The sequence below is a fragment of the Bradyrhizobium sp. SZCCHNS2022 genome (assembly GCF_032377575.1).
Lineage (GTDB): Bacteria > Pseudomonadota > Alphaproteobacteria > Rhizobiales > Xanthobacteraceae > Bradyrhizobium > Bradyrhizobium aeschynomenes.
Genome location: NZ_JAUHHZ010000001.1, coordinates 5,476,123 through 5,494,041 on the forward strand (window position 1 = coordinate 5,476,123; position 17,919 = coordinate 5,494,041).

Annotated in this window: 14 protein-coding genes; 6 read left to right on the forward strand and 8 right to left on the reverse strand. The window is 64.9% G+C overall.

The annotated features are described in order from the left end of the window. Positions 1-965: 965 nt before the first annotated feature. Positions 966-1,736 (reverse strand): helix-turn-helix transcriptional regulator, encoded by a 771-nt coding sequence (locus QXZ94_RS24465; protein WP_315722657.1) that lies wholly within the window; start codon positions 1,734-1,736, stop codon positions 966-968. 201 nt (positions 1,737-1,937) lie between these two features. Between QXZ94_RS24465 and QXZ94_RS24470 the strand changes: the two genes are divergently transcribed. The 4 genes from QXZ94_RS24470 (at position 1,938) to QXZ94_RS24485 (ending at position 6,623) form a co-directional block, all read left to right on the forward strand. Beyond that, positions 1,938-4,205 carry a marine proteobacterial sortase target protein gene (locus tag QXZ94_RS24470; protein WP_315722658.1) on the forward strand — a complete coding sequence of 756 codons (2,268 nt, stop codon included), beginning with the start codon at positions 1,938-1,940 and terminating at the stop codon, positions 4,203-4,205. Positions 4,206-4,343: 138 nt separating this feature from the next. Beyond that, positions 4,344-4,910 carry a class GN sortase gene (locus tag QXZ94_RS24475; protein ID WP_315722660.1) on the forward strand — a complete coding sequence of 189 codons (567 nt, stop codon included), beginning with the start codon at positions 4,344-4,346 and terminating at the stop codon, positions 4,908-4,910. A gap of 117 nt (positions 4,911-5,027) precedes the next feature. Then, positions 5,028-5,744 (forward strand): DUF1614 domain-containing protein, encoded by a 717-nt coding sequence (locus tag QXZ94_RS24480; RefSeq protein WP_315722663.1) that lies wholly within the window; start codon positions 5,028-5,030, stop codon positions 5,742-5,744. 57 nt (positions 5,745-5,801) lie between these two features. After that, positions 5,802-6,623 (forward strand): MlaD family protein, encoded by an 822-nt coding sequence (locus QXZ94_RS24485; RefSeq protein WP_315722665.1) that lies wholly within the window; start codon positions 5,802-5,804, stop codon positions 6,621-6,623. A 29-nt stretch (positions 6,624-6,652) separates the two neighbouring features. Here the strand turns inward: QXZ94_RS24485 and QXZ94_RS24490 are convergent, their stop codons facing one another. The 7 genes from QXZ94_RS24490 to urtA all read right to left on the reverse strand — a co-directional run bounded on the left by QXZ94_RS24490 (position 6,653) and on the right by urtA (position 13,410). Further along, a complete protein-coding gene (locus QXZ94_RS24490; RefSeq protein ID WP_315722667.1) occupies positions 6,653-6,994 on the reverse strand; it encodes a zinc ribbon domain-containing protein in 342 nt (113 codons plus the stop codon). 99 nt (positions 6,995-7,093) lie between these two features. After that, positions 7,094-8,323 (reverse strand): formamidase, encoded by a 1,230-nt coding sequence (gene fmdA / locus QXZ94_RS24495; protein ID WP_315722669.1) that lies wholly within the window; start codon positions 8,321-8,323, stop codon positions 7,094-7,096. A gap of 36 nt (positions 8,324-8,359) precedes the next feature. Continuing rightward, positions 8,360-9,049: an urea ABC transporter ATP-binding subunit UrtE gene (urtE, locus tag QXZ94_RS24500; protein ID WP_315722671.1), complete on the reverse strand. Its 690-nt coding sequence runs from the start codon at positions 9,047-9,049 to the stop codon at positions 8,360-8,362. 15 nt (positions 9,050-9,064) lie between these two features. Continuing rightward, a complete protein-coding gene (gene urtD, locus QXZ94_RS24505; RefSeq protein WP_008965643.1) occupies positions 9,065-9,820 on the reverse strand; it encodes an urea ABC transporter ATP-binding protein UrtD in 756 nt (251 codons plus the stop codon). 10 nt (positions 9,821-9,830) lie between these two features. After that, entirely contained in the window at positions 9,831-10,967 is a 1,137-nt protein-coding gene (gene urtC / locus QXZ94_RS24510) for an urea ABC transporter permease subunit UrtC (RefSeq protein WP_315722674.1), read from the reverse strand. A 34-nt stretch (positions 10,968-11,001) separates the two neighbouring features. Continuing rightward, positions 11,002-11,928: an urea ABC transporter permease subunit UrtB gene (gene urtB, locus QXZ94_RS24515; protein WP_315722676.1), complete on the reverse strand. Its 927-nt coding sequence runs from the start codon at positions 11,926-11,928 to the stop codon at positions 11,002-11,004. 219 nt (positions 11,929-12,147) lie between these two features. After that, on the reverse strand, positions 12,148-13,410 hold the full coding sequence (gene urtA / locus QXZ94_RS24520; RefSeq protein WP_041757909.1) for an urea ABC transporter substrate-binding protein: 1,263 nt from the start codon (positions 13,408-13,410) through the stop codon (positions 12,148-12,150). A gap of 187 nt (positions 13,411-13,597) precedes the next feature. Here urtA and QXZ94_RS24525 point away from each other — a divergent pair, with 187 nt between their 5' ends. Both QXZ94_RS24525 and QXZ94_RS24530 read left to right on the forward strand, forming a co-directional pair. Next, positions 13,598-16,972, forward strand: a complete 3,375-nt coding sequence (locus QXZ94_RS24525) for an ATP-binding protein (protein ID WP_315722682.1) — start codon at positions 13,598-13,600, stop codon at positions 16,970-16,972. Further along, positions 16,962-17,879 (forward strand): response regulator transcription factor, encoded by a 918-nt coding sequence (locus QXZ94_RS24530; RefSeq protein WP_315722684.1) that lies wholly within the window; start codon positions 16,962-16,964, stop codon positions 17,877-17,879. Before QXZ94_RS24525 ends, QXZ94_RS24530 begins: the two co-directional genes overlap by 11 nt. Positions 17,880-17,919 lie beyond the last annotated feature (40 nt).

Consider the following 17,919-nt stretch of genomic DNA (forward strand, 5'->3'; position numbering starts at 1 on the left):
GTGAAGAACGGGGAGAGGGAGCAGACCGCCGGCGCGGCGCAGGCTCGGGCGACACCAGCGATTCTGAAAAACAAAATTTTCTATTGCTATTTTACAGAATTCATGATCATCTCCCCCGCATCCCGCCTCACCGCAGAGGGGCGTTGCGCGCGATCGTCACGACACGCGAGGTGGGGAGGCGATGGCCGCGGTCTGCCGCAGCGTGTCTTCGGACGCGCCGACGAACGGCAGCCTGCGGACGTGAAGTCGCAGCGTCCTGACACCCCGATGCTGGTGTCACCCGCGCAATGCGCAAGCATTGTCGCGGCATGGTGGCCAACAAGCCCGGCGCACCAGGGAGACTGCGTATAAGCGTGAAGACCGTCGCGCAGGGAATGCCGGAATGTCGGCTGCACCTGTGGTACCTGCCGCCTGCATTTTTTTACGCAGGCGGGCCATGGGTGAGGCCTTCACCCGGCATTCCCTGCGCCCTCTGCACTTGAAGAGGGACGGACTGATGAAAACCTCGGGCGAGTTTCGCCGCGAGAATGCGATGACATGTCCTTCATCGATAGTCTGCTGATCGATCCGATCTGCTGTTGAGACGTTCGGCTGTTTGACCGTCGTGCTGTTTGATCCTGTGAATCCGCTCCACCCACCGCCGTCGTCCCGGACAAGCTGCGACGCGCGAAGCGCGGCACGACGCCGGTCCGGGACCACTCTGCGGCGGTGACGTGGCGCGAAAAAGCCAATGACCAGCCGGACTCAAACTGCTCCCTGGGGGTATGGGTCCCGGCGTTCGCCGGGACGACACTGCAAGTGTAGAAGCACGGCGCCAGCTGCAAACTCCGTCATTGCGAGCGAAGCGAAGCAATCCAGGAGCCGCGTGCGCGGCTCTGGATTGCTTCATCGCGGAGCCTGTCATCGGGCCGCGCTTCGCGCGGTCCCGTTGGCTCCTCGCAATGACGGTGGCTATCGCCAAGAATTCAAGGCACGCCCTGCACGAACAGCGCGAACGGCTCGTCCACCGTCTTGCGCAGATGCTCGCGATAAAGCGCATAGTTCGCATCATCCGCCCCGAGCCGGCCAAAGCTCGGCTCCGCCACGTTCCGCAACGGCAGCAACGCGATCGGCGCCGCGATGGGCGTCAGCAGCGAGCCGCGGCCCGCCAGCAAGGTCGTGATGATGCCGTACATCTCGCCGGTGATGGTCGGGCGCGACACCGTGATCAGGCGGTGCTGGCCGTGCCGGTTGGTGACGAGGTAGACGAAGCCGGACTGGTTGGGCACGGCGACCTCGCCGAATTGCGAGAAGGCCGCGTCGAGCCGCGCGCCCTCGCGAAACACCAGCGACGAGGCCGCATCGTCCCAGACGATGTCGGTGCGATAGGCGTAGATCGCCTCGCGATCGCCGAACGACGGCCTCAGGGTGACGTAGGTGCCCTCGATCCACTCCACCGCGCGCCGCGAATAGGAGCCGAGGCTATCCGGCGCGATGCCGCCGCTCGTAGCCGGAGCAGCGACCGGCGCGCTCGGCGCCTTGCGCAGGGTGATGCCGAGCGCCTGCTCCAGCCGGACGATCGTCGCGAGCGTGAACGGGCGGCGGCCGCCGAGCGCCTTCTCCAACGTCGACAGGCTCAGCTTGGCCTGCTCCGCCAGCGTCTGCCGCGACATCCGGCGCCGCGCGATCTCCTCGCGGATGGTCTCGGCCACTTGCCGGCTCTGCTCGTCGGAAAGCTCGTTGTCCGGGTTCGACATCCTGGCCCCATGCTGCGTGCGGATGCTCCTTGTAGCAGACGGACAAATCCGCACAAACCCGGACAGATCAGCCGCCGCCTCGCGCACCACCGGACAAAGCCCGGCGGGCGACGGCCGAACAAGACCGACCATTCCGCTCGCGATGACAGCGCCGCCCGCTCAATCTCGGCCTGCCCCATTCTGTTCGTTGCGGAGCCTCTGATGAGCGACACGATCGACTATGATATCCGCAGCAGCACCCATCCGATCCGATCCTGGATCGTGACCATGCTGCTGTTCCTGTTGCTGCAAGCCGGCGCCGTGGCGCTGGTCGCCTTCACCGCATTATTTCTCAGCGTGACGCCCGGTTGGTCGGCCGAGGGTCCGCTGGCGCCGCTGACCAGGCCGGGCGATGCCCGCTCCGGCGCGCTGCTGTTCAAGTCGGATGGCGGCTACGCCGAGGCGCCGCGGCTCGGCATCGACGTCGACATCGTCGTGTCGGGCCCGACCGCGCGGGCGCGCGTGACGCAGCTGTTCAAGAACACCAGTTCGCAGTGGATGGAGGCCGTCTACGTCTATCCGCTGCCGCCGGACAGCGCGGTCGACAGCTTGAAGATGATCGTCGGCGATCGCGTCGTGGTCGGCGACATCAAGCCGCGCCAGGAAGCCAAGGTGATCTATGAGCAGGCCAAGCGCGAGGGCAAGACCGCGGCCCTGACCGAGCAGGAGCGGCCGAACATCTTCACCAACTCGCTCGCCAATATCGGTCCGGGCGAGACCGTGCTGGTGCAGATCGAATATCAGCAGCCGGTGGCGCAGGCGGCCGGCGAATTCTCGCTGCGGGTGCCGCTGGTGGTCGCGCCGCGCTACAATCCCAAGCCGATCGTGCAGAGCGTCGAGCTTCGCCCGGACAGCAATGGTTGGGGCGCGGCGGCCAACGACCCGGTGCCGGACCGCGATCGCATCTCGCCCGAGGTGCTCGATCCTGCGAAGGATGCTCCGGTCAATCCGACCCGGATCACCGTGCGGCTGCAGGCGGGTTTCGCGCTCGGCGAGGTCAAGAGCCACCATCACCCCGTGACGGTCGAGAGCCCCGATGCGAAGACGCGCATCGTCACATTGGCCGAGGGCGTGGTGCCCGCCGATCGCGACTTCGAGCTGACCTGGAAGCCTGCCTCCGCGGCGGTGCCGTCGGTCGGGCTGTTTCACGAGCAGGTCGGCGATGCCGACTACCTGCTCGCCTTCGTGACGCCTCCCGCGGTGGCCGCGACCACGCAACGCCCGCAGCCGCGCGACGTCATCTTCGTGATCGACAATTCCGGCTCGATGGGCGGCACCTCGATCCGCCAGGCCAAGGCCAGCCTGCTCTATGCGCTCGGACGGCTGCAACCCAATGACCGCTTCAACGTCATCCGCTTCGACGACACGATGACGGTGCTGTTTCCGTCCTCGGTGCCGGCCGATGCCGAGCATGTCGGCAGCGCTACCAGCTTCGTGAGCGCGCTGGAGGCGCGCGGCGGCACCGAGATGGTGCCGGCGATGCGCGCGGCGTTGACCGACGACGGCAGCGATAGCGACCGCGTGCGCCAGGTGGTGTTCTTGACCGACGGCGCCATCGGCAACGAGCAGCAGCTGTTCGAGACCATCACCGCGATGCGCGGCCGCTCGCGCATCTTCATGGTCGGCATCGGCTCGGCGCCGAACACCTACCTGATGAGCCGCGCCGCCGAGCTCGGCCGCGGCGCCTTCACCCATATCGGCTCGGTCGAGCAGGTCGAGGAGCGCATGCGCGATCTGTTCGCCAAGCTGGAGAATCCGGTGGTGACGGGATTGAGTGCCAGCTTCTCGGAGGCCTCCGCCGATCTCACCCCCGCCGTGCTGCCGGACGTCTACCGCAACGAGCCGCTGGTGCTCGCCGCCAGGATCGATCGCCTCGCCGGATCGCTGCAGCTCAAGGGCCGCATCGGCGACCAGCCCTGGACCATCACGCTGCCGCTCTCCGGCGCCGCCGAAGGCAAAGGCCTGTCGAAGCTCTGGGCGCGGCGCAAGATCGGCGACGCCGAGGTCGCCAAGACGATGCGGCAGATGACGCCGGAACAGGCCGACGGTGCCATTCTCAAGCTGGCGCTGGAGCATCAGCTGGTGACCCGCCTGACCAGCCTGGTCGCCGTCGACAAGACCCCGCGCCGCCCCGACGGCGAGCCGCTGCGACTTGCCGAGCTGCCAATCAACCTGCCGGCCGGCTGGGATTTCGAAAAGGTGTTCGGCGAGCGTGGACGTCTGCCTGCGATGCAGAAGGACCGCCGTGCCGAGGGCGATGGTGAGGTGCAACTCGCTGCCCTGAAGCGGCCCGTGGTGCCGGCTGGCCCCGCGACGGTCACGCTGCCGAAGACGGCCACCGATGCCGAGCTCAGCATGCTGCTCGGCCTGGGTCTGCTGATGCTCGAACTGATCTGGCTCGTCGCGATCCGGCGACGAGCTGCCAACTAAGGAGCACCGTCATTGCGAGCGAAGCGAAGCAATCCAGGAGCCGAGGACGCGACTCTAGATTGCTTCGTCGCGGAGCCTGTCATCGGGCCGCGCTTCGCGCGGACCCGTTGGCTCATCGCAATGACGAGAGGAGAGAGAATGGCTCGCTTCGTCATCCCGCTCGCGGTAGCCCTTGTCGGCGTTGCTCTGTTCGGCCACGGCGCCCTCATCCACGCCAAGGCTGTTGTCGCGCAGATGCTGCTCGACCGCGCGTTCAGCCAGACCATCGCCACCGGGCAGCCTATCAAGCCATGGTCCTGGGCCGACACCGTCCCAGTCGCCCGCATCGAGGTGAAGCGGCTCGGCGTCTCCACCATCGCGTTGGCCGGCTCCAGCGGCCAGGCGCTGGCCTTCGGCGCGGGGCATGTCGAGGGCACGGCCGAGCCGGGCGAGCCCGGCATCGCCGTCTATTCCGCGCATCGCGACACGCATTTCCGCTTCCTGCGCGACGTCAAGGTTGGCGACGAGATCGACATCGTCAGGCGCGATGGACGAAGCTTTCGCTACCGCGCCGATGCCTCCCGCGTCGTTCGCTTCGACGAATCCGGCATCGATCCGCAGGCCGACGAGGCCGAGCTGGTGCTTTCGACCTGCTGGCCGTTCGACGCGCTGACGCAGGGGCCCGAGCGCTACCTGCTGTATGCCACGCTGATCGGCGATCGATGAGTGGAGCAAGCGTGGCCGACCTTGGGAACCAAGCGCCGAATGCCCATTTGTCACGGTGCCGCCCTGATGGGATGATCCCGCCCGGACGACACGGCTCAACTGCGCAGCGCTCCCGACATGCATTCCCAAGTTCAGTACCTGCCGATCACGCCCGCCTTCTTCGCCATCCTGGTTCTGGCGTTCGGCGTCGTGATCATCCTGATCCAGCTCGGCATCCTGCGCTATGCCTACATGAAGCTCGGCGTCAGTTCGGGCACGGCGATGCTGCTGCTGTTCGGCTCGCTGGTCGGCAGCTATTTCAACATCCCGATCACGATGCTGCCGGGACAGGTGGCGCGCTCCGGCGAGATCATCGACTTCTTCGGCATGCAATATGTCGTGCCGCTGGTGCATCAATGGCCGGGCACGCTGCTGGCGGTAAATGTCGGCGGCGCTGTGATCCCGACGATCATGTCGACCTATCTCGTGCTGCGCTACCAGCTGTGGCTGCGCGCCACGATTGCGGTGCTGGTGATCGCGGTCATCATCCACGCCATGGCAACGCCGGTGCAGGGTGTCGGCATCGCCGTGCCGGTATTCGCGCCCGTGGTCGTCACTGCCATCCTCGCCTTCCTGCTGTCGCGCGAATATGCCGCGCCGCTGGCCTATATCGGCGGCTCGATGGGGACCTTGGTCGGCGCCGACCTGATGAACCTCGACAAGATCGGCAGCCTCGGCGCCCCCGTCGCCTCGATCGGCGGCGCGGGTACTTTCGATGGCGTGTTTCTCACCGGTATCCTGGCGGTGCTGCTGGCCGGCCTTGCCGCCCCCTCCCGTCCTGGCCTGGCGCGCTGAGCTTTCAACCGGCGGCATTAGCAGCTAAAATCGGGTCAAGGCAGCAGCGGACACCGAATGCGCGCGATCAATCTCATTGTCGGAACCCTGACGATCGCCATCGTCGCGGCCGGGATCAGCGGCGTGCTGATCAAGCAGAAACGCCGCATCACCGAGCAGCGCAGCACCATGCGCGTGGTGTTCGACGGCGGTTCGGCGGCGGGCCTGCGCAAGGGCGGCCCGGTGAATTTCGACGGCGTGCAGGCCGGGCAGATCCTCTCGATCCATCTCGAGAGCCCGCGCAAGATCGTCGCCATGATCACGCTCGACAAATCAGCGCCCATCCGCAAGGACACCACCGCCGGAATCGAGTTCCAGGGCCTGACCGGCATTGCCGCGATCTCGCTGGTCGGCGGCGCGCCGACGGCCCCGCCGGTGCCGCTGGATCACGACGGCGTGCCGGTGCTGACGGCCGATCTCAAGGACCAGGAGACGATGGTCGAGACGGTGCACAACATCGACAAGTACATCGTCAGCAATGCGCCTGCTATCCAGGACGCGCTGCAGACCTTCGAGACCGAGACCGCCTCGCTCCAGGCCAAGACCGCGGCATTCGACTCTGCCGTCGACAAAGCCGAGGACGTCTTCAAGGGCTTCGATACGCTCGTCACCAAGATCGACGGCGCCATTCCCGGCTTTGCGGACGGCAATCCCGGGCAGTTGTTCGATCAGATCAAATCGATGCGCGAGCTCGTCGACGGCTTCAAGCGCAAGTCCGCCAAGGTGATCGACGAGAGCCGCAAGACGCTGGTCGACATCAGCGACAGTGCCAACGCGATGACCGTCAAATTCGGCGGCCAGCCGGGTCCGGGACCGCGCCGCGTGCCTGCGTCACGCTGAGGGGCGGGCGCGCCGCCCCTCGCGTTGGTTCAGTGGCTGATCATCCAGGGGCGCGCGGTCGGAAAGCCCTTGGCGCCGCTCTTGGTCTTGGTCATCAGCCGCGGCGACTTCTTCGGCGAGCAGCAGCCGCAGCCCGGCCCATGCTTCGCCTTGTACTCTGCGAGCGTCTGCGGCGCGTGGCGGCTGCGCTCGTTGGTGGCATGCGCCGTGCGCCGCTCCGCCGGCATGCAGGCGAAGGCGGGCGCGGTGAGGATCACGCGCGGCGCCATGTCCCGGCATTGCGGACAGACCTGCGGATCATCACATTCCGCCATCGGGCGCATGTCCGTGAACGGCCCGCATTCATCACAGAGATATTCATAGACCGGCATTGTCTCGTCTCCTGCGCAACATCGTCTCCAAGGTCCGCGCGGCGGGTGCGGGGCGGCGAAAGACGCTGCCGTCCCGCACCCATCGCGCAGGGAGGAGAATTACTTGTCCGGCGAGATCGGCATCTGGATATCGCCCGTGATGTGCTTGATCGGTCCCGCCGCCGACGGCATCACGTCGAAGTCGAAGATCTCGGTCGGCAGCCACAGGGTGGCGCAGGCATTGGGCACGTCGACGACGCCGGAGATGTGGCCCTGCACCGGCGCGGTGCCGAGGATCGAATAGGCCTGGGCGCCGGAGTAGCCGAACTTCTTCAGGTACTCGATCGCGTTGAGGCAAGCCTGCCGATAGGCGATGTGGACGTCGAGATAGTGCTGCTTGCCGGCCTCGTCGACCGAGATGCCCTCGAAGATCAGGTAGTCGCGATAGTTCGGCGTGATCGGCGACGGCTTGAAGATCGGGTTCTTGATGCCGTACTTGGCGACGCCGTCCTTGATGACGTCGACCTTGATGTGCAGCCAGCCCGCCATCTCGATGGCGCCGCAGAAGGTGATTTCGCCGTCGCCCTGGCTGAAGTGCAAATCGCCCATCGAGAGGCCGCCGCCGGGCACATAGACCGGGAAGTAGATCTTCGAGCCGCGCGACAGGTCCTTGATGTCGCAATTGCCGCCATGCTCGCGCGGCGGCACGGTGCGGGCCCCCTCGGCGCCGATCTTGTCCTTGACGTCGCCCTTGGCCTGGCCGGCATGCGCGGTCGGCGCGAACGGCGGGTTGGCGAGGCCCGGCACGCGGGTCGGATTGGTCGCGATCAGCGCCGTCTCGCGCTCGTTCCAGGTCGCGAGCAGCTTCGGATCGGGCAGACAGCCGATCAGGCCGGGATGAATGAGACCGGCGAAGTTGACGCCGGGCACGTGGCGCGACGAGGTATAGAGGCCCTTGATGTCCCAGATCGACTTCTGCGCCAGCGGGAAATGGTCGGTCAGGAAGCCGCCGCCATTCTGCTTGGAGAAGAAGCCGTTGAAGCCCCACAGGCTCTCCTTCAGGGGACCGACGTCGAGCAGGTCGACGACCAGCAGGTCGCCGGGCTCGGCGCCCTTGACGCCGATCGGGCCGGACAGGAAGTGCACGATCGACAGGTCGATGTCGCGCACGTCGTCGGCCGAGTCGTTGTTCTTGATGAAGCCGCCGGTCCAGTCATAGGTCTCGATGATGAAGTCGTCACCGGGATTGACCCACTCCACCATCGGAATGTCCGGGTGCCAGCGATTGTGCACCTTGTCGTTCTCGTAGGCCGACTTGGTCAGATCGACCTTGATCAGTGTGTCAGGCATCAAGAGCTCCCCTTTACCTTTGCTTGGACGGAGTGGTTAGACGGACAGATATTTCGAAACCTGCGCGGCATCGACTTGGTCGCGCGGATCGTCGCGGACGATCTCGCCGTTCTCGATCACCAGCACGCGGTCGGCGATGTCGAGCGCGAAGCTCAGCACCTGCTCGGAGACGACGATCGAGAGCCCCTTCTCGTCGCGGATGCGCTTCAGGGTACGCGCCATCTCCTTGATGATCGACGGCTGAATGCCCTCGGTCGGCTCATCGAGCAGCAGCACCTTCGGCTTGGTGGCGAGCGCGCGCGCGATCGCGAGCTGCTGCTGCTGGCCGCCGGAGAGATTGCCGCCGCGGCGGCCCTTCATCTCCAGCAGAACCGGAAACAGCTCGTAGATATCGCCGGGCACCTCGGACTCGCCGGAGACGACGAGGCCGGTCTCGATGTTCTCCTTGACCGTCATGGTCGAGAAGATCATGCGGCCCTGCGGGACATAAGCGAGGCCCTTGGCGACGCGCTCGTAGCTCTTCATACCGGCGAGCTCGGCGCCGTCCATCGCGATCGAGCCGCTCTTGGCGGACAGGATGCCCATCAGCGACTTCATCAAGGTGGTCTTGCCCATGCCGTTGCGCCCCATGATCGCAACGATCTCGTTGGGCGCGACCTTGACGTTCAGGCCATGCAGCACCTCGCTCTGGCCATAGGCGACATGGAGATCGGAGATTGCCAACATCGATTCTGCTCCTGCTCAATGTCCGAGATAGACTTCGACGACCTTGGGATCGTTCTTGACCTTGTCCATCGTGCCTTCGGACAGGATCTGCCCCTGGTGCAGCACGGTGACCTTGTGCGCGATGTCCTCGACGAACTTCATGTCGTGCTCGATCACCAGCACCGAGCGATCCTTGATGATGCGGTTGAGCAGCTCGGCGGTCTTGGCACGCTCGCTGACGCTCATGCCGGCGACGGGCTCGTCGAGCATCAGGAGGTCCGGATTCTGGATCAGCAGCATTCCGATCTCGAGCCACTGCTTCTGGCCGTGGCTGAGCTCGGCCGCCGAGGTCTTGAGACGATCCTTCAGGAAGATCATCTCGGCGACCTCCTCGACGCGGTCCTTGACCACCGCGTCGCGCTTGAAGGCCAGCGAGCCGAACACGGTGCGACCGCGCGGGAACGAAATCTCGAGGTTCTCGAACACGCTGAGATCCTCGAACACCGACGGCGTCTGGAATTTGCGCCCCACACCCGCCTTGACGATCTCGTTCTCGCGCAGCTTGGTCAGCTCCTTGCCGCGGAACTGGATCGAGCCGGAGGTCGCTTTGGTCTTGCCGCAGATCAGGTCGAGCACCGTGGTCTTGCCGGCGCCATTCGGGCCGATGATGACGCGGATCTCGTTCTCCTCGACATAGAAGGAGAGGTCGTTGACCGCCTTGAAGCCGTCGAAGGAGACGGTGAGCGCTTCGACCGCGAGCAGGAATTCCTTGGGCTGATGACCGATGAGCATCGCTGTCTCCTCACTCTGCAGGGGCGCCATCGGCGACCAGGCCGCCATTGCCGGATTTCTTGGTGCGGGAGGCCAGCAGTCGGTCGATGCGCGGCTGCACGTAGTCGCCCCAGATGCCGGCAAGACCATTCGGGAAGGCGAGGACGACGGCGATGAACAGCGCACCCAGGCCGAACAGCCAGAGCTGCGGGAAAGTCTCCGACAGGCTGGTCTTGGCGAAGTTCACGAGGAGCGAGCCATAGACCGCGCCGAAGATCGACAGCCGTCCACCGACCGCGGTGTAGATCACCATCTCGATCGACGGCACGATGCCGACGAAGGACGGCGACATGAAGCCGACCTCGAGCGTGAACAGCGCGCCACCGACCGCTGCGAAGACAGCAGCCGCGCAGAAGGCAAAGATCTTGAAGTTGGCGACGCTGTAGCCGGAGAAGCGGACGCGGTCCTCCTGCTCGCGCATCGCCACCAGGATGCGGCCGAGCTTGGTCAGGCGGATGAACTGCGCGACCAGGATCGCGGCGAACAGGAAGAACACCTCGACGAAATAGAGGATGTACTTGGCATGATCGGTGCGGATGTCCCAGCCGTGCAGGGTGCGCAGGTCGGTGATGCCGTTGATGCCGCCGGTGTAGCCCTGCTGACCCACGATCAGGATGGTCATGATCGCCGCGATGGCCTGGGTGATGATCGCGAAGTAGACGCCGCCGACACGGCGCTTGAACATCGCGGCGCCGATGATGAAGGCGAAGATCGCCGGCACCAGGATGATCGCAGCCAGTGCGAACGGGAAACTCTGGAACGGCTTCCAGAAGAACGGCAGCGCGGTCAGCTGATTCCAGTCCATGAAATCGGGAATGCCCGGCGTCGACTGGATCTTGGTGTTCGCGACGCTGGACGCTTCCAGCTTCAGGAACATCGCCATGCAGTAGCCGCCGAGGCCGAAGAACACGCCCTGCCCCAGGCTGAGAATGCCGCCATAGCCCCAGCACAACACCAGGCCGATCGCGACGAAAGAGTACGTCAGATACTTCGCGACCAGGTTGAGGCGGAAGATGTCGAGCGCCAGCGGCAGGATGACGACGAGCAGCAGCAGCAAAGAGACGAAGCCGATGAGCTCCGAGCGATTGAAAAAGCGCGAGTTGATCATGGCCGTGCTTTCTTGTTGGACTGACGAAGCTGGCTCATTTGCGGACCTTGAGGGCGAACAGGCCCTGCGGCCGCAGCATCAGAATGGCAACGATCGCCAGCAGCGTGAGCACCTTGGCCATCGAGCCGGACATGAAGAACTCCATCGTCGACTGCGCCTGGGAGATGGTAAAGGCCGAGGCGATGGTGCCGATCAGGCTGGCGGCGCCGCCGAACACGACGACCAGGAAGGTGTCGACGATGTAGAGCTGGCCGGCGGTCGGACCGGTCGAGCCGATCATCGTGAAGGCCGAGCCGGCGACGCCGGCGATGCCGCAGCCGAGGCCGAACGTGTAGCGGTCGACCTTCTCGGTGTTGATACCGACGGCGCCGGCCATCACGCGGTTCTGCACGACGGCACGAACCTGCTTGCCCCAGCGCGACAGGAACAGCACGTAGGCGACGATGATCGTGATCAGGATGGTCAGGCACATCACGAACATGCCGTTGATCGGGATCTGGATCGCGTCAGTCGCCTGCCACGAGCCCATCATCCATTCGGGCAATTCGACACCGACCTCACGCGCGCCGAACACCGAGCGATACGCCTGCTGCAGGATCAAGCTGAGGCCCCAGGTCGCCAGCAGCGTATCGAGCGGGCGCTTGTAGAGCCGACTGATCATCGCCCATTCGACCAGCATGCCTAGCGAGCCGGACGCAATGAAGGCGAGCGCCATCGCGACGAAGAAGTAGCCGGGAAACAGCGCCGGCAGGAAACTCTGGAAGGCGTTCGACGTCATCCAGGTGACGTAGGCGCCAAGGATCATGAACTCGCCATGGGCCATGTTGATGACCCCCATCTGGCCGAAGATGATGGCAAGCCCGAGCGCCATCAGCACGTAGACCGAAAACAGGATGAGGCCCGCAAACCCCTGCATCGCAAAGATGGCCCCGAGGTCGCCGATGGAGTAGTCGCCGAACATGATCCGTCCTCTTGTGATGCCCTGCTGGAAAATGGATCAGCTCGCGGGCAACGAGCGCCCGCGGCCAAGATCGTCCGCCCAGTTCGGCGGTAGCGGTCGTGAGGACTCAACCCTGCTGGAGTATGCGGACCCCCACCCCCAACCCCTCCCCGCAAGGGGGAGGGGAGTCGCATCGCGATCGCGGCCGCAGCGTCGGTTTCGACGCTGCGATCCGGCCGCTTACTGATAGCCCTTCGGGAACGGATCGGGCTCGACCAGGTCGGCGGTCTCGTAGATCAGCTCGTACTGGCCGTCCGCCTTGGCGCGGCCGACGCGGGTCTTCGACCAGAGATGGTGGTTCTCGTGGATCCGGACATAGCCCTCCGGCGCGCCCTTGAACTCGATGCCGGGCGAGGCGGCTGCGATCTTGTCGATGTCGAAGCTGCCGGCCTTCTCGACGGTCAACTTCCACAGCCACGGGCCGAGATACGCAGCCTGGGTGACGTCGCCGATCACGGTCTTCTCGCCCCACATCTTCTTGAAGGCGGAGACGAAGGCCTTGTTGTTGGCGTTGTCGAGCGACTGGAAGTACTTCATGCAGGCATAAGCGCCCGCGATGTTCTCACCACCGATGCCGTCGATCTCGTCCTCGGTCACGGAGATGGTCAGCAAGGTCTGCTTCGACATGTCGATGCCGGCCGCCTTGAGCTGCTTGTAGAAGGCGACGTTGGAGCCGCCGACGATGATCGCGTAGATCACGTCCGGCTTGGTCAGCTTGATCTTGTTGATGACCGAGTTGAACTGGGTGTGGCCGAGCGGGAAGTACTCCTCGCCGACGACCTTGCAGCCCTGCAGATGGCCTTCGATATGCTTGCGGGCGATCTTGTTCGAGGTGCGCGGCCAGATGTAGTCGGAGCCGAGCAGGTAGAACGTCTTCGCGCCCTTGGTCTTGTTGACCCAGTCGAGGCCGGCAATGATCTGCTGCGTGGCCTCCTGGCCGGTATAGATGACGTTCTTCGACTGCTCGAGGCCTTCGTAGAAGGTCGGATAATACAGCATGCCGTTGTACTGCTCGAACACCGGCAGCACCGCCTTGCGCGAGGCCGAGGTCCAGCAGCCCATCACGGCGGCGCACTTGTCGTTGACCAGCAGCTTCTTGGCCTTCTCGGCGAAAGTCGGCCAATCCGAGGCACCGTCCTCCTGGATGTACTTGATCTTGCGGCCGAGCACGCCGCCGGCGGCGTTGATCTGCTCGATCGCGAGCTTCTCGGCCTGCACCGAGCCGGTCTCGGAGATCGCCATCGTACCGGTGACCGAGTGCAGGATGCCGACGGTCACTTCGCTATCGGTGACTGCAAGGCCGGTGGTATTGACAGCGGAGGTTGCGGGACCGGCGCCGAAGGACGGCCGCGGCATCATGGCGAGTGCCGGGATTGCGGCCATTCCCATCAGCAATTGGCGCCGAAGTGGCGACTTCAGGCCTTTTTCAGTTTCGTCTGACATGAGCACCCCATTCATTTGGTTCGAGGACACGCGTTGGGTCAGGCGAAGGATGGCGCGCTTTGTGCAACGCACGGATACGCAAGATTGCGTATACTGCACCGCAAAAGCGCGACGTAGGCTCTACGCAGGTCTTGCGAGGGGCAGGGAAAGGCGTGCGGACGAACCGCTGCGCGTAAGGAGTTGAAGAGTGGCAGGGCGGCAGCGGATCGACCGCGTCAGGCGCCAGTACAACCAGTGGGTCGCCAACCAGACGTTGGAGGACTATGCGCTCCGCTTCACGGCCAAGAGCGCCCGGCGCTGGTCTGCCGCCCGTGTCGCCAACACCGCGCTGGGCGCGATCTCGTTCCTGGCGCTGGAGGCGATCGGCGGCACCATCACGCTGAACTATGGCGTCACCAACGCCACCGCAGCGATCCTGGTCGCCAGTGTCATCATCTTCTGCTGCGGCCTGCCGATTGCCTATCACGCCGCCAAATGCGGCATCGACATCGACTTGCTGACGCGCGGCGCGGGCTTCGGCTATATCGGCTCGACCGTCACCTCGCTGATCTACGCTTCGTTCACCTTCATCTTCTTCGCGATCGAGGCCGTCATCCTGGCATCCGCGCTGGAGATGTGCTTCGGCATTCCGCGACCGATCGGCTATCTGATCAGCGCCGTCGTCATCATTCCGCTCGTCACCTATGGCATCACGCTGATCAGCCGGTTCCAATTGTGGACGCAACCGCTGTGGGTGGTGCTGCACATCCTGCCCTTCGCAGCGATCGCCTATGCGAGCCCGCATTCCTTCGCGGACTGGCAGCAGTTTCCGGGCGAGCACGGCGATCCCCTGGGGCATCTCGACCTGGCATTGTTCGGCACGGCCGCAGCGGTCGTGTTCTCGCTGGTGGCCCAGATCGGCGAGCAGGTCGACTTCCTGCGCTTCCTGCCGCGCGACCGCCGGACGTCGAAGCTCTCCTGGTGGATCGCGCTGTTGTCCGCGGGGCCCGGCTGGATCGTGCTCGGCGCGCTCAAGCTGCTGGCGGGATCATTCCTCGCCTTCTTCGCCCTCAGCCATGGTGTCTCGGCCGACCACGCGGCCGAGCCCGCGCACATGTATCTGGAGGCGTTCCGCTATGTGCTGGCACGGCCTGACCTGGCGCTTGCGCTGACCGGCACCTTCGTGATCGTCTCTCAGATCAAGATCAACGTCACCAATGCCTATGCCGGGTCGATCGCCTGGTCGAACTTCTTCTCCCGTTTGACGCACAGCCATCCGGGACGGGTCGTATGGCTGGTGTTCAACGTCGTGGTCGCGCTGCTCTTGATGGAGATCGGGGTCTACAAGGCGCTGGAGCAGACGCTGGCGCTGTACTCGAACATCGCGATCTCATGGGTCGGCGCACTGGTTGCGGACCTCGTAATCAACCGCCCGCTCGGTCTGCGGCCGCAGCAGATGGAGTTCAAGCGCGCCCATCTCTACGACATCAATCCGGTCGGCGTCGGCGCGATGACGATCGCGACGATCGTCTCGATCAGCGCGTTCTACGGCCTGTTCGGCCCGACAGGCAAGGCGCTGTCGACCTTCGTCGCACTCGGCGTTGCGCTCGTTACCGCGCCGGCCATCGCCTATCTCACCGATGGAAAATACTATCTGGCACGCAAGCCCAAGCGGAGCTGGCAGAACATCGAGCAGATCCAATGCTGCATCTGTGAGCATCATTTCGAGCCGGAAGATACCGCCTCCTGCCCGGCCTATGCGGGCCCGATCTGCTCGCTGTGCTGCTCGCTCGACGCACGCTGTCACGATCTGTGCAAGCCGCATGCGCGGGCGCAGGCCCAGGTCTCGGCGGCCCTCAGCGGCATGCTGCCGCAATCCGTGCTGGCGAAGATCAACTCGCAGCTCGGGCATTATGTCGGCGTGTTCCTGACTTCGGCCGGATTGGTCGCGCTGACGCTCGGCATGATCTATCTGGAAACGTCGGCGGCCCTGCCGGGCTTCAAGGGCATCATCTCGGACGTGCTGTGGAAGGTGTTCTTCGCGCTGTCCATCATCATCGGCGTGGTGACGTGGCTGTTCGTTCTCGCGCAGCAGAGCCGCCGTGCCGCGGAGGCCGAGACACGGCGGCAGACCCAATTGCTGATCCAGGAGATCGAGGCGCACAAGCGCACGGATGCCGAGCTGCAGCGCGCCAAGGAGGTGGCGGAGTCGGCCAATCTCGCCAAGAGCCGCTACGTGGTCGGCCTCAGCCACGAGCTGCGCTCGCCGCTGAACGCGATCTCCGGCTATGCCCAGTTGCTCGAGCAGGATACCAGCCTGACACCCAAGCCGCGTGATCAGGTGCGCGTCGTCCGCCGCAGCGCCGATCATCTGTCCGGTTTGATCGACGGCATTCTCGACATCTCCAAGATCGAGGCGGGACGGCTGTATCTGTCGCGCGACGAGGTGCGGCTGAGCGAGTTCCTCGATCAACTCGTCGGAATGTTCCGGTTGCAGGCGGCAGCGAAGGGCGTCGACTTCGTGTTCAAGCGGCCGGCTGTGCTGCCGCTGGTCGTCTATGCCGACGAGAAGCGGCTGCGCCAGATCCTGATCAACCTGCTCTCGAACGCGATCAAGTTCACCCAGGTCGGCAGCGTGCAGTTCGTCGTGCACTACCGCAGCCCGGTGGCGGAGTTCGAGGTGATCGACACCGGTCCGGGGATTCAGCCCGATGATCTCGAGCGGATTTTTGCCCCGTTCGAGCGCGGCGCGCTCGGCGTCGCGCAGCCGCAGACCGGCACGGGGCTCGGCCTGACGATCAGCCGTCTGCTCGCCGGCGTCATGGGCGGGGATATCAAGGTGGCGAGCAAGGTCGGCGCGGGCAGCACGTTCAAGGTCAAGATCCTGCTGTCGGAGGTCACCAACCCGACGCGGCATCCACCGGTGAAGGCTCCGGTCGCGGGCTATCTCGGCCCGCGCAAGACGATCCTGATCACCGATGACGATCCGGTGCACCGCGACCTGCTGCGCGAGGTGCTGACGCCGCTCGGTTTCATCCTTCTGAGCGCGCCGGATGGGCCGGCCTGCCTCGGCCTGGCGCAGCACTGCCAGCCGGATCTCTTCATTCTGGACATCTCGATGCCGGGCATGGACGGCTGGACCGTCGCCGAGACCCTGCGCAGCACCGGCCATCATCAGGCGCGCATCCTGATGACGTCGGCAAGCGCGCTCGAAGCGCATGGACGGCCACTGGCCCAGCCCTTCCACGACAGCTATCTGATGAAGCCGATCGACATTCCGCGGCTGCTGGAGGCGATCCGCCAATTGCTGAAGCTCGAATGGAGCTACCAGACCGACATGCCCGTGGCTCAGCCGCACTGGCGGCCGGATACCGGATCGCGGCCGCCGCTCAAATATGTCGAGGAGCTGATGGGCCTCGGCCAGATCGGCTATATCCGGGCTATCCAGCTCAAGCTCGACGAGATCGGCAGCGCGCATCCCGAGCATGCCGAGTTCGTCGCCCAGATGCGCACGCTGATCGACCGCTTCGATCTCGATCAGTACATGGCCACTCTGAAGACCCTGCACGCCTATGAGCATTGACAGCAAGAAGCGCGATGTCGCGCTGGTCGTGGACGACTCTCCCGAGACACTTCGGCTGCTCACCGACGCGCTGGATGGCGCCGGGATGACCGTGATGGTCGCGCTCGACGGCGCAGCTGCGATGCGCATCGTCGACCAGATCACGCCGGATATCATCCTGCTCGACGCGGTCATGCCAGGCATGGACGGCTTCGAGACCTGCCGCAAGCTGAAGCGCGAGGCTGGTCTTTCCAACGTGCCGGTGATCTTCATGACCGGTCTGGCCGACACCGAGCACATCGTACAGGGGCTGGAGGCCGGCGGCGTCGACTACGTCACCAAGCCCATCGCCGTCTCGGAGATGCTGGCGCGCATCCGCGTGCATCTCGCCAATGCCAGGATGACGCAGAGCGCGCGCGCCGCGCTCGACGTCTCCGGACGCTTCCTGCTCGCCGTCAACCGCGAGGGCCGGCTGATGTGGGCTACGCCGCAGGCGCAGAGACTCTTGTCCGACAGTTTCGGCAATGCCGAGGAGCTCGTGCTACCGGACGCGCTGCGGCAATGGCTGGATCAGGCGCAGAAGGGCAAGGCTGCGGCCAAATCCGCAGCTTCGATTCCGGATCATCCCGAGCTACGCCTGTATTACCTAGGCGGCGCGGGACCGAATGAGGTGCTGCTGCGGCTGGCCAAGGAGACGTCGGGCGAACTGCCCAAGCAGTTCTCCAGCGAGTTCGGCCTCACCACGCGCGAAGGCGAGGTGCTGTCCTGGCTCTCCAAGGGCAAGACCAACCGCGACATCGCGCAGATCCTTGGCCTGAGCCCGCGCACCGTCGACAAGCACCTGGAGCAGATCTACGCCAAGCTCGGCGTCGAGAACCGGACGGCAGCCGCGGCGATTGCCACCGGAGTGACGCGGAGAGAGAGTTGAGGCGGGCCAACGCGCGCGCCTGGACCGAGCTGTCGTCCCG

Excerpts from the sequence above, each read along its gene's own strand:
- urtA (WP_041757909.1), bottom strand. The coding sequence starts at position 13,410 with ATGTCAGACGAAACTGAAAAAGGCCTGAAGTCGCCACTTCGGCGCCAA.
- fmdA (WP_315722669.1), bottom strand. The coding sequence starts at position 8,323 with ATGCCTGACACACTGATCAAGGTCGATCTGACCAAGTCGGCCTACGAG.
- urtC (WP_315722674.1), bottom strand. The coding sequence starts at position 10,967 with ATGATCAACTCGCGCTTTTTCAATCGCTCGGAGCTCATCGGCTTCGTC.
- QXZ94_RS24475 (WP_315722660.1), top strand. The coding sequence starts at position 4,344 with ATGGCTCGCTTCGTCATCCCGCTCGCGGTAGCCCTTGTCGGCGTTGCT.
- QXZ94_RS24465 (WP_315722657.1), bottom strand. The coding sequence starts at position 1,736 with ATGTCGAACCCGGACAACGAGCTTTCCGACGAGCAGAGCCGGCAAGTG.
- QXZ94_RS24470 (WP_315722658.1), top strand. The coding sequence starts at position 1,938 with ATGAGCGACACGATCGACTATGATATCCGCAGCAGCACCCATCCGATC.
- urtD (WP_008965643.1), bottom strand. The coding sequence starts at position 9,820 with ATGCTCATCGGTCATCAGCCCAAGGAATTCCTGCTCGCGGTCGAAGCG.
- urtE (WP_315722671.1), bottom strand. The coding sequence starts at position 9,049 with ATGTTGGCAATCTCCGATCTCCATGTCGCCTATGGCCAGAGCGAGGTG.
- QXZ94_RS24530 (WP_315722684.1), top strand. The coding sequence starts at position 16,962 with ATGAGCATTGACAGCAAGAAGCGCGATGTCGCGCTGGTCGTGGACGAC.
- urtB (WP_315722676.1), bottom strand. The coding sequence starts at position 11,928 with ATGTTCGGCGACTACTCCATCGGCGACCTCGGGGCCATCTTTGCGATG.
- QXZ94_RS24485 (WP_315722665.1), top strand. The coding sequence starts at position 5,802 with ATGCGCGCGATCAATCTCATTGTCGGAACCCTGACGATCGCCATCGTC.
- QXZ94_RS24490 (WP_315722667.1), bottom strand. The coding sequence starts at position 6,994 with ATGCCGGTCTATGAATATCTCTGTGATGAATGCGGGCCGTTCACGGAC.
- QXZ94_RS24480 (WP_315722663.1), top strand. The coding sequence starts at position 5,028 with ATGCATTCCCAAGTTCAGTACCTGCCGATCACGCCCGCCTTCTTCGCC.